Origin of the sequence: Fulvivirga ulvae (assembly GCF_021389975.1) — a bacterium.
GTDB lineage: Bacteria > Bacteroidota > Bacteroidia > Cytophagales > Cyclobacteriaceae > Fulvivirga > Fulvivirga ulvae.
In genome coordinates this window covers 4,050,836-4,063,239 of sequence record NZ_CP089981.1, presented here as the reverse complement: position 1 = coordinate 4,063,239, position 12,404 = coordinate 4,050,836, and the positions used below count along the sequence as shown (strand labels likewise).

Annotated in this window: 9 protein-coding genes; all 9 read left to right on the top strand. The window is 44.0% G+C overall.

All coding sequences use genetic code 11. The features are described 5' to 3' along the window. Window positions 1-66: 66 nt before the first annotated feature. Genes LVD17_RS17410 through LVD17_RS17370 form a run of 9 tightly spaced genes read left to right on the top strand, consistent with a single transcriptional unit; the run spans window position 67 to window position 12,167 of the window. The gene (locus tag LVD17_RS17410; RefSeq protein WP_233760290.1) at window positions 67-1,149 is read left to right on the top strand and encodes a complex I subunit 1/NuoH family protein; all 1,083 of its coding nucleotides are present in this window, start codon (window positions 67-69) and stop codon (window positions 1,147-1,149) included. An 18-nt stretch (window positions 1,150-1,167) separates the two neighbouring features. Beyond that, a complete protein-coding gene (locus LVD17_RS17405; protein ID WP_233760289.1) occupies window positions 1,168-3,201 on the top strand; it encodes a tetratricopeptide repeat-containing sensor histidine kinase in 2,034 nt (677 codons plus the stop codon). Window positions 3,202-3,254: 53 nt separating this feature from the next. Beyond that, window positions 3,255-4,070, top strand: a complete 816-nt coding sequence (locus tag LVD17_RS17400; protein WP_233760288.1) for a 4Fe-4S dicluster domain-containing protein — start codon at window positions 3,255-3,257, stop codon at window positions 4,068-4,070. Between the two features lie 4 nt (window positions 4,071-4,074). Then, on the top strand, window positions 4,075-4,599 hold the full coding sequence (locus tag LVD17_RS17395) for an NADH-quinone oxidoreductase subunit J family protein (RefSeq protein WP_233760287.1): 525 nt from the start codon (window positions 4,075-4,077) through the stop codon (window positions 4,597-4,599). Next, a complete protein-coding gene (gene nuoK / locus LVD17_RS17390; RefSeq protein ID WP_155171515.1) occupies window positions 4,589-4,891 on the top strand; it encodes an NADH-quinone oxidoreductase subunit NuoK in 303 nt (100 codons plus the stop codon). The genes LVD17_RS17395 and nuoK overlap by 11 nt, the downstream gene beginning before the upstream one ends. Before the next feature lie 4 nt (window positions 4,892-4,895). After that, a complete protein-coding gene (gene nuoL, locus LVD17_RS17385; RefSeq protein ID WP_233760286.1) occupies window positions 4,896-7,034 on the top strand; it encodes an NADH-quinone oxidoreductase subunit L in 2,139 nt (712 codons plus the stop codon). 3 nt (window positions 7,035-7,037) lie between these two features. Further along, window positions 7,038-8,768, top strand: coding sequence for a complex I subunit 4 family protein (locus tag LVD17_RS17380; protein WP_233760285.1), 1,731 nt, complete (start codon window positions 7,038-7,040; stop codon window positions 8,766-8,768). Window positions 8,769-8,771: 3 nt separating this feature from the next. Continuing rightward, the gene (locus tag LVD17_RS17375) at window positions 8,772-10,271 is read left to right on the top strand and encodes an NADH-quinone oxidoreductase subunit N (RefSeq protein WP_233760284.1); all 1,500 of its coding nucleotides are present in this window, start codon (window positions 8,772-8,774) and stop codon (window positions 10,269-10,271) included. Window positions 10,272-10,280: 9 nt separating this feature from the next. Then, window positions 10,281-12,167: an amidophosphoribosyltransferase gene (locus LVD17_RS17370; RefSeq protein WP_233760283.1), complete on the top strand. Its 1,887-nt coding sequence runs from the start codon at window positions 10,281-10,283 to the stop codon at window positions 12,165-12,167. Window positions 12,168-12,404: the final 237 nt, after the last annotated feature.

The following is a 12,404-nucleotide window of genomic DNA, read 5'->3' as shown; positions in this document are numbered from 1 at the left end:
ACTTTGCGTAATCTGAACAGTATTGGTTTATTTTGCCGCAAGGGGCTGATAAATTAAATTTTACAGATGTCAACTATTTTATTCTTTCTTCCTTTTTTACTTGTTTATGCCGTTTTTGCTATCTACGCCGAACGAAAGCTATCAGCCTTTATACAAGACAGATACGGCCCTATGGAGGTGGGTTATTACGGACTTTTACAGACTATTGCTGACCTTCTCAAGCTGGTGCAAAAGGAAGATATTGTACCTAAAAGTGCTGACCGTAAGCTGTTTCTGATAGCACCTGTTTTAATATTTGTTTTTGTGTTTGCAGGCTTTGCCGTGCTGCCGGTTACATCCTTCTGGCAAGGTGCCCCTATCCAGACCGGTGTATTTTACTTGCTGGCAATTATTTCGCTCGATGTTATCGGCATTGTTATGGCGGGCTGGAGCTCTAACAACAAATATTCTCTTTTAGGTGCCATGCGCTCTGCAGCTCAGATCATATCCTACGAAGTGCCGTTGACCCTGAGTGTATTATGCGTGGTTATTATCAGTCAATCTCTTGATTTACAGACTATTTCTACCCAGCAGGGTATCTGGGCCAATGAAACCAACTATCTTTTCGGCCTTAAAGCCCTCGATATTGATATAACACATATCGGAGGTTTTTTAAGCTGGAATGTGGTAAGAATACCCCTGCTCTTTTTAGCATGGCTTATCTTTTTTATCACCTCCCTGGCTGAAAGTAACAGGGCACCATTCGATCTGCCTGAGGCAGAGTCAGAGATCGTTGCAGGTTTCCAAACTGAGTATTCAGGTTTCAGATGGTCCGTGATCATGCTTGCCGAATATGGCATGATGCTTTTGGTTTCGCTGCTGGGCGTAGTGTTATTTTTTGGCAGCTGGAACACTCCTTTTCCCAATATAGGCCCTTTAAAGCTCGCTGAGTGGACCAGTGGCGTGCCAGGTACCTGGTTCGGTCATTTTTGCAGCGGTTTCTGGCTCATCAGCAAAGCCATGCTAATGGTATTGCTACAGATGTGGGTCAGGTGGACCTACCCAAGGGTAAGAATAGATCAGCTTATGAGTCTCGGGTGGAAATATCTGACTCCTGCTGCGCTGGTGCTGTTATTATTATCAGGGGTATGGAGATTGTTCATGATTTAATGTATATTAAAAAATATTTTGAGAAAGCACTTATACATACTTTTTATCCTGTTTGCTTGTTCAGGATTGCTTCGAGCGCAAGACCAGGCAAAAATTGACAGTTTAAAACGTGCCTTTAATGAAAGTCAGTCAGATTCATTAAAGCTCGAAATCCTATTTTACCTTGTCAATGAGTATAATTACAATAATGTAGATACTGCCATTCAGTTGGCCATTCAGGCCCGCAATCTTGCTGTTGAACTTCAGGACTCTCTCTACCTCGCCTTTGCCGATGAAATGCTTGCAGGCTACCACACCGTACAAAGCAACTACAAAGAGGCTTTAAAGTATGATCTTGAAGCGCTTCGACTCTACAAACAAATGGATTATGGCGCAGGCGTTACCCTGGCACTGAACAGTATAGGAGAAGATTATTATGATCTTGACTTATTCAGTGATGCCTACGACTACTATCAGCAAAGTTTAAAAAAGGCACAGGAAATAAATGACAAGCTATATATTGCCATTACCACCTATAATATCGGAAGGGTACTGAAATCTATGGGACAACTGGAAAAAGCCAGGGAGTACATAGAAAACTCCATGAAGCTGAGTAGTGTAATTGATGACCATGAAGGGCTGGCTTATTCAGGGCATGACATCGGCGAAATACTCATTATGGAGGGGCAGTATGAAAAAGCGCTGACTGAACTACAAAAGGCACTGGAACTCAGCATGAAACTGAAAACCACGGTTCTGATCCCTCAGATACTGAATAAAATAGCCATAGCCTATGAAAATCTCGGTGAATTTGAGAAATCACTGGATTACCATGATCGTGCACTGAAAAGGTATGAAGAACTTAACAACAAGAGTGGTATTGCTGAAACACAACTCGGGCTGGGTGTTGCAAGAATGAAAATGGGAGAATATGACAAAGCCGGAGAGCTTTTGGATGCTTCCCTGAAAATTTCAAAAGGCATGAACAACAATGAGCTGATCATCAAAGCTTATGAGGAAATGTCTAATCTTTATGAAAGGAAGGGCGAGTATAAACTGTCGCTGAAGTATTACAAAATGTTTAAGGCCATGGAGGACAGTGTATTCAGTGAAAAGCAAAAAGAGCAGTTTGCCCAGATCCAGATAAAATATGAAACCGCCAATAAGGATATGGAAATTGCCCTGCTCAACCAAAAAGAAGAGCAGCAGAAAACCCAGCTGAAAAATGAGGAGTTTTTCAGAAATATCCTGGTCGTTATACTGGCTTTTACAGCTGTATTGCTAATCACGCTGTACAGAAGTAGTGTACGCCGCAAAAAGATCAATGATCTTTTGGTTATACATCAAAAAGAAATGGAGGAGCAAAGCCGGGAGCTGGCAGGGCTGCTTGAAATGAAGGATAAATTCTTTTCTATCGTTTCCCATGATGTCCGCTCCCCCATTCATGCTCTGGTAGGTATTTTGGATATGCTTGATGAAGGCAACCTCAACCAGGAAGAACTGCGCCAGCTGACGAAATCACTGAAAGTGAGACTTGACAATACCCGTAAATTGCTTGACAATCTTCTGGATTGGGCATTGGTACAAATGAATGAGATCACCATTCAGGAAGAACCTCTGGAACTAAAAGAACTTGTAGAGGAAAATCTTAACTTTTTCCGCGAGATCAATGACAAAAGCATCCAGTTCATAGATCTTGTAGAAGAAGATATGAGTGTTTTGGCAGACAGGAATATGCTTGACCTTATCATCCGGAATTTAGTAGCCAACTCTATTAAATTTACCAGGGAGGGTGGTTATGTAGAGATTTCCGCTAAAGATAAAGATAACGATACCCTGATCATAAGTATTAAAGACAACGGTATAGGTATGAGCGAAGAGCAAAAGTCCCAGTTGTTCAACACCACTGTACTCTATACCACCAAAGGCACCGCCAACGAAAAAGGCACTGGTCTCGGTCTTAAACTCTGTAAAGAGTTTGTGGAGCGTATGGGTGGAAAGATATGGGTGGAAAGCAAGGAAGGTGAAGGCAGTACGTTTAAGTTCACCATAAAAAAAGAGCCGATCTTCTAAACATTTCTTGAATTTTCTTGCATTTTCTTAATTCGCTGACCAATATTTGTAGCATGAACCATTCCTACTGGAGCAATATTGGCCAAACGATAAAAACCTTGTGGGGAGGTTTACAAATCACTTTTAAGCACATTTTACAGGCAAGAACTTCACAAAAGCCTGTACCTGTGTGCGATACGGATTACTTCAAACAGGACAAGGGCCTGGTAACCGTTCAATACCCTCATGAAAGCTTCCCGATTCCGGACAATGGCAGGTACAGACTGCACAATGAAATTGATGATTGTATAGTATGCGACAAGTGTGCTAAGATCTGTCCTGTAGATTGTATTGACATTGACCCTATAAGAGCGGTCGGTGAAATTGGTAAGACCTCTGATGGCACCTCCAAACGGATCTATGCGGCCAAGTTTGACATCGATATGGGCAAATGTTGCTTTTGCGGCCTTTGTACCACGGTCTGTCCTACCGAATGCCTGACCATGACTAAAACTTATGATTTCAGCGAATACGATGTTGATGACCATACTTATTCTTTTGCCACGATGACTCCTCTGGAAATCCTGGAGAAAAGAAAAGAGCTGGAGGAATTTGAAAAGCAAAAGGTAGCGGCAAAAGAACAAACTGCCCCTGCTGCTACAGAAACCACCGAAAAGAAGCCTGCAGCCAAGCCAAAGATGGGTGGTGCCAAACCTGTATTCAAGCCAAAAATCAAAAAAACAGGGGAAACCCCTTCTGAGCCAAAAGCTGATATGGATGCTGATACTGAGCCCAGCGCAAAACCAAAGCCTAAGATCAGGCCCAAGCCGGTCATGAAACCAAAACCTGTCATAAAAAAGAAAGATAAGGGGGAGGATAGTGATGGTTGAAGTTATGTTCTACTTTTTTTGTGGTGTGGCAGTGCTTTCCGCGCTGGTCGTCTTGTTTTCGAAGAACATTCTCTACGCTGCATTTTCTCTGGTAGCTACTTTTATGGCTGTTGCCGGCATCTATGTTATTGCAGGTGCTGAGTTTGTGGCCATTACCCAGATTATGGTATACGTGGGTGGTATAGTGGTGCTTCTGATCTTTGGCGTTATGCTTACCAATAAAATCTCCGGCAAAGCCATGATCACGGAATCACGCAACAGGTTTTCTGCGGCAGTGGTTATGCTTTCGTTATCAGCACTACTGATTTATGCCATATTTCAAATGAATTTTACGGCATTGCAAGGTCAGGCTTTGATCGAAAACGCCAATTACAAACCGACTGAAAACCTCACCAACATAAATCAACTGGGTATTGGTTTAATGAGTGATTATATATTACCTTTTGAAATTGCTGCTGTGTTGCTACTTGTTGCCTTAATAGGCGCTGCAACTGTAGCCGGTTATAAAGAAAGATCCGATGGCCATTGAACATTACTTCATATTATCCGCAATACTCTTTTGCATTGGCATGGCAGTGATCATTACCAAAAAGAATGCTATTGTAGTGCTTATGGGTGTGGAACTGATACTCAATGCTGCCAATATTAATTTTATAGCCATTAGCCAGTTGGATAACATTAAGCTGGGCGGGCAGTTTTTTGCTTTGTTTGTAATAGTGGTTGCGGCAGCAGAAGCAGCCGTGGGGTTGGCAATCATCTTAAAGATCTATAAATATTTTAGTACCACCAACCTGGATGAGATAAACCAGTTAAAAGGATAAGCCTTTGGAATACTCTGAACTATTACGGCCCTTACCCTGGACAACTCCAACAATCCTATGCCTCGTCATACTAGCGGTGCCGTTTGTTAGTTTTCTTCTCATGGCGGCGGCTCCTGATAGCTCCAGGAAGTTGATGTCATGGGTATCTTCGGCATTCATTCTTATTGCAGCCTGCATATCCGTCTACCTTTTGCTTTCAGTTTGGGCTAAGCCGGCCAGCCATACTCGCTTTGACTGGTTTTCCATAGCCTCAATGCCGCAAATTACTGCGGGTATACTGCTGGACATCAATGCTGCACTTATGCTGGTAGTGGTCAACGTGATCTCCTTTTTGGTACACGTCTACTCTACGGCTTATATGAAGGATGATGCCGGATACAAAAAATATTTCGCCTTCTTAGGGCTCTTTACCTTTTCCATGCTGGGTATAGTGCTGGCCGATAACCTCCTGATCATTTTTGTTTTCTGGGAGCTTGTGGGTTTATCATCCTATCTCCTGATCAGCCATTGGTATCAGAAAGACAGCGCATCGAAAGCGGCAAAAAAGGCATTTATTGTGAACCGTGTAGGTGATGCCGGCTTTTTGATCGGACTGGCGATTTTATGGGTACAGTTCAACACCCTGGATATAGAAGCCTTGAAAGTATTGATGTCTCAGTCGACACTGGCGGAAGGGGAATGGACTACTACACTGGGCTATGTTTTAAATGCAGACTGGCTGACAGTGGCGGGAATAGGCCTTTTCCTTGGAGCAATGGGTAAATCAGCCCAGTTTCCTCTGCAAGTATGGCTACCGGATGCCATGGAAGGCCCTACCCCGGTATCGGCACTTATACATGCTGCTACTATGGTAGCTGCCGGTGTATTCCTGATGGCACGTGTATTTGTACTGCTCGATATTGATGCCCTGACTTTTGTTGCAACCATTGGGGCCATAACGGCATTTATGGGTGCTATAGCAGCTCTTACTCAGCACGACATTAAAAAAGTACTGGCCTACTCCACCATCTCCCAGCTCGGATATATGCTTATGGGTATTGGCGTGGGCGCATATGATGCCGCACTTTTCCATTTGTTTACCCACGCATTCTTCAAGGCCTGTTTATTCCTGGCCGCCGGGTCGGTTATTTACGCGCTTCATGAGTTTGAGCACGACACCGGGATAAAATTTGATGCCCAGGATATGCGCAACATGGGCGGGCTGAGAAAAAAACTACCATTTACCTTTCTGGCGTATGGTGTATCGGCACTGGCACTAATTGGTATCCCTTTCTTTTCAGGCTTCCTGTCTAAAGATGCTTTGCTTTCAGGGGCGTATGCCTGGGCAGATGTGATGTCCGGCGGTGGGTTTTCAATTTACTACCTGATCCCAGACCTGGGCTTCCTCACGGTAATATTGACTGCTTTATATATGTTCCGCCAGTTGCTTCTGGTGTTCTTCGGAGAGTTCAGGATTGCAGCTCAGCACCCGGGGCACAGCCTTAAGGAAGTTAAAGAAGTACCTTTGGTTATGAAGGCTGTCTTGACAGTTTTGGGGATTATGTCATTAGGTTTAATCTGGTCGATCAATCCGCTGGACCATAGCCATAGCTGGTTTTTGGGAGCCTTAAAAGCACCAACTATCCTAACTCCGGGCTTTGACATTGACTGGCAACCCCGCCTGATTGAGCTTACTCTGGCTAACCATATCAAAGTAACTGTAATATCCATGACTATGATAGTTATTGGGGCTTTGACAGGCTGGTTCCTTTACAAGCCGGGAAGTGCTTACGCAAAAGGCTACTTCCAAAGAAAAAACACGGTCAACAAACTTCAGGCATTATCATATAATAACTGGCACCTCGATGAGGCTTATAAATTAATTATAGAAAAACCTGTACTATGGATCGCCAACGGGCTTTCTGCTTTCGAGAAACGTGTGATAGACAGAGCTATAGATGGTTTTGCCATCATCAACGTTATCATTGCACATCTCATAGGCTGGATCGACCGGATGGTGGTTGACGGTTTTGTTAATTTTTCTGTTTTCTTTGCGGGCAGGATTGGCGTAATGACGAAATCATTACAGGGTGGAAGGGTTCAAAGTTATATTTTAATAGCCGTTTTTGGCATAGTAATAATGATCTTCTGGATAATCTGGTAACTGATGTTAGACAACCACTTGCTCTCCATATTAGTTTTCTTACCGCTAACGGCCGCTATCGTTATAGCGCTCTTACCACAGTCGGTAAAGCACACTTCAAAATATATAGCGTTAGCCGTAGGCTGTATCCAACTCCTTTTGGCCGTTGTACTTTACCTGGGGTATAATTCTTCTCTGGCAGGCTTAAATTCCATCAATGGCTTTCAGTATGTTGAGAACATTCCATGGATCAATCTGGAGCTGTCAACACTGGGCAAACTTTCAGCACACTATTTCATCGGTGTCGATGGACTGAGCATTAGCATGGTATTGCTATCGATAGTGATACTCTTTATTGGAGTGATCTCATCATGGAATATCAAAGAAAAAGTAAAAGGATACTTTAGCCTTTATCTGATCCTGAATGCAGCTATTATCGGTTGTTTTGTAGCACTCGATTTCCTGCTTTTCTACTTGTTTTTCGAGTTCATGCTTTTGCCTATGTACTTTCTCATCGGTTTATGGGGAGGGCCGAGAAAGGACTATGCCTCTATCAAGTTCTTCCTTTATACATTGCTCGGCTCCATATTTATACTCATTGTCATGATCGCCCTCTACCTTTCGGTAATAGACCCGGCGGCCACTGCAGTGGAATATGGTTTAGCCAATAACATAGAGCAGGTGACCCCCGAGGTGGAGGAAGAGGTACAGCAGTTGCTTTTTACCAACCAATTGCCTGCGGATAAACTGGTGCATACTTTTAACATGGTCTATATGACTGATGCGGGTAACTATATTCCCAAATCAGTGATGGACATACATGCTGTGAGACTGATATTCGGGCATCCGGCAAGGTTGCTGGCCTTTTTGCTGATATTTATTGGTTTTGCTATCAAGGTACCGGTAGTGCCTCTGCACACCTGGCTGCCTGACGCTCACGTGGAAGCACCTACACCTATTTCCGTAGTTTTGGCTGGTATTCTTTTGAAGGTAGGTGCTTATGGCCTGATCAGGACTGGGTTTATGATCATCCCGGACGGAGCTATGCATTATTCCTGGTGGATTGCGTTTTTCGGCGTTCTCTCTATCATTTACGGAGCCATGAATGCCCTGGCCAGCAGGGACCTTAAGCGTCTGATTGCTTATTCATCGGTTTCCCATATGGGGTTTGTACTTCTGGGCCTGGCTTCCCTGACAGCGGAAGGGGTAAGCGGAGCTATTTACCAAATGGTGAGCCACGGTTTTATTTCAGGGGCATTGTTCCTGATCGCCGGGGTAATCTATGACCGTACACACAACAGGATCATCGAAAATTATTCAGGGCTGGCCTCGCATATGCCTAAGTACACCATTTTTGTAGTGATATTCTTCTTCGCTTCCATGGGCTTGCCTGGTTTCTCAGGCTTTATTGCCGAGATATTTGTGCTTTTGGGAGCTTTTGGTTCATCTTCAATTAACGGGCTGGTTCCCAAATGGATGGCCATAATAGCCACAACCGGTCTGATCCTGAGTGCAGCCTATTATCTCTGGGCCATACAGCGTATGTTCTTTGGCAAGTTTTTCACCAAAGGGCCGGTTAAAGAAGACATGCTGAGCGACCTGAACATGAGAGAGTACGTAATGCTGGTACCGCTGTTTGTGTTTGCTCTTCTTTTGGGAATCTTCCCCGATCTGCTGCTAAACCTGATCAACAAGTCCGTCACGCTGTTTGTGGATGTGATGGGTAATCACGGATTTCAAATGCTGGAGAAATAATTCATGGAGAGTACACTGAACGATAAACTGCGGGATATCACTTCAAGTCTGTCATACTTTCAGCCAGAGTTTGTCATTACACTTGGTATCATTCTAACACTCATTGCCGGCCTTTTCCCGAAAATCCGTAAAGGCTCCCCGATCCAGTTTCTGTGCCTCCTGATATTGGCTATCACTTTATTTACTGATATCAGGCAGTGGAGTATACTTGGAGAGAATCCGCAGCACTTGTTTCAAAACATGCTGGGGCTTGACAAAGTAGCTGTGCTCTGGAAACTTCTCATCGGAGCGGGAGCTTTTCTCGCAGTGGCTATGGGATACAGAGGCCGTGAAGCTACAAACAGGCAGGGAGAATATTATTCACTGTTGCTTTCTGTAGTGTTGGGCGCACATTTGCTTGTCATGGCCAGTAACCTGCTTCTGGTTTTTATCAGCATCGAACTGATCTCCATCAGCTCATACCTGCTCACGGCGTTCAGTTTCAACAAAAGCAGTACTGAAGCCGGTATGAAATATTTGCTTTTTGGTGCAGCAGCATCGGGCATTATGCTTTTCGGTATGTCGTGGCTCTATGCGTTTACAGGATCACTTCATTTCTATCAACCGCAATTTGCGCAAATGATGATGAATGTAGACACGATACCTCTGGCTATCGGCTGCTTTTTAGTACTCGGGGGCATACTTTTCAAAATTTCAGCGGCACCTATGCACATCTGGGCGCCTGATGTATATACCTCTGCCCCTACACCGGTTGTGGCGTTTTTCTCGGTAGTGCCCAAGTTTGCCGGGTTTGCACTGCTTGTCAAGTGGGTGATCATCATCAATCTTTTTGGACTCAGTCCGCTGAGCTGGTCTTCCATACTGGCTGTGATTACTATCCTGACGATCACCATAGGTAATTTCTCTGCGCTCTGGCAGAAGAACGTAAAAAGAATGCTGGCTTACTCTTCCATTGCCCACTCAGGCTTCCTGCTGGTAACCATGGTGGCATTTAGCGAACTGGCCATGCAAAGCTTGTTATTTTACGCGGCCATATACCTGGTTATGAATATTGCTGCTTTCATGTTTGTCCACCATGTGGAACGCAGCTACGGCTACACTGATGTAGACCAATACCGTGGCCTGATAAAAGTTTCTGTTCCCCTGGCTATAATGATCGTGATCATTATGATATCCCTAGCGGGACTTCCTCCTACCGGTGGCTTCACCGCCAAGCTTCTTGTATTCACCTCCCTTTGGGAAAGTTACTCCACCAGTGACAACCCGTGGATGCTCTACCTGATGGTGTTTGGTTTGGCCAATACGGTAGTATCACTCTTCTACTACCTGAGAATTCCATACTACATGATCTTCAAAGCACCAGAACATGAGGCAGATAATGGCAAAAATTTATTCAGCTTTGAGAATTTTTTGGGATTCGTTATGGTTCTAGCATTATTATTAATATTCTTTAAACCAGATGGTTTGATGAGAATTATTAATAGTGTTAGCTTTGCATTTTAATTTCCACGCATGAGTGACAGCATAAAACACGAATGTGGTGTAGCTATGATCAGGCTACGAAAACCACTATCTTACTACATCGAAAAATACGGTTCACCAACCTATGCCGTAAACAAAATGTACATCTTGATGGAAAAACAACGCAACCGGGGCCAGGACGGTGTCGGCGTTGCCAATATCAAGATTGGCCTGAAGCCCGGCCTGCGGTATATCAGTCGATACAGATCTATTGATCAGGATCCGATAAAGACGATATTTGAGAAGATTGGTAAAAAATACCGAAAAGCCCAAAAGGAAGGTGGCCACAAGTACTACGATGAAAAGTGGATGAAAGAGAACTGTGCCTTCACCGGAGAGCTATGGCTGGGGCACCTGAGATACGGAACCCACGGCAAGAACAGTATAGAAAACTGTCACCCTTTCCTAAGGCAAAATAACTGGAGAAGCCGGAACCTCGTAGTGGCCGGAAACTTTAACATGACCAACGTGGACGAACTGTTCGACATCCTGGTGAAGCTTGGTCAGCACCCCAAAGAGAAAGTGGACACCGTTACGGTAATGGAGAAAATAGGCCACTTCCTCGATGAAGAAAACAACGATATTTTTAGAAAATATAAGGAGCAGTACTCCAATCAGGAGATCACTGAGGTAATAGAAAGCGAACTTGACCTGCAAAAGGTACTGAGCCGCGCCTGCAAAGACTTCGATGGCGGCTATACCATGGCCGGTATGGTTGGGCATGGCGATGCTTTTGTGGCAAGAGACCCTGCGGGTATCAGACCTGCCTATTATTATGCCGATGATGAAGTGATCGTTGTGGCCTCTGAGAAGCCGGCCATTAAAACGGCTTTCAATGTTGATTATAATCAGATCAAAGAAATCAGCCCTGGTCATGCATTAATTATGAAAAAGAATGGGCAGTTTGGTGAATACCAGTTCATTAAACCTACGGAAAAAATGTCCTGCAGCTTTGAGAGGATATATTTCTCAAGGGGAACAGATCCCGATATTTATAACGAAAGGAAAAAACTGGGTAAACTTCTGGTTCCCCAGATCCTGAAGGCCATTAATTTCGACCTTAAAAACACGGTTTTCTCCTACATCCCCAACACTGCGGAAACAGCCTTTTTGGGTATGATGGAGGGTATGGAAGACTACCTGAGCGCCAAGCGTAAAGAGGTTGTGCTGGAAGGCAAGCCGAGAGTGGATTCCGTAGAGGACATCCTGTCGTTTAGACCAAGGGTAGAGAAGATTGTAATCAAAGATGCCAAACTAAGGACTTTTATTGCTGATGACGACCACCGGGATGAGATGGTAGCCCATGTTTATGACACTACTTATGAGGTGATCAGAAAGCATACGGATACCCTGGTGATCATCGATGACTCTATCGTTCGTGGTACTACACTGGAAAAGAGTATCCTCACCATGCTCAACAGGCTTAAGCCAAAGAAGGTGGTGATTGTATCTTCTGCGCCGCAGATCAGATTCCCTGACTGTTATGGTATTGACATGTCCAAGATGAATGAATTCATTGCATTCAGGGCTATGGTGGAACTCTTAAAAGATAAAGGCAAGGAATACATGATGGAGGAGGTTTATGAGCTTTGTAAGCAGTCGCTTGCCAAAAAAGAGCCTGTAAACCATGTAAACAAGCTTTATGAGCTCTTTACTTATGAGGAGTTATCTGAAAAAATAGCAGAAATAGTAAAGCCTCCGGAGATGAATGCTGAACTGGAAGTGATCTACCAGACTGTGGAAAATCTGCACAAAGCATGCCCTAACCATCAGGGTGACTGGTACTTTACCGGTAATTTCCCTACTCCGGGTGGTATGCGTGTTGCCAGTCAGTCGTATGTTAACTTTATGGAAGGTAAGCTGGTAAGGGCTTATTAAATGAAACCAGACATTCAATGGAAAAGCCCGGGATTCAATCTCGGGCTTTTCTATTTTGTGCAGTGTTCTTCGAGAGACTCTGCCGGGAAGCGGGAAATAAGGAGACTCTGTCAGGAGTAATGGACATACTTTTTTATCTATATCCAAAAACCTTAACTATATCTTTTCTTATTCTTGATAGTTCTCTTTTGTTTAAGCCCCCAAAAATCAACTTCCCGGAGTGATTATGCATGTAGC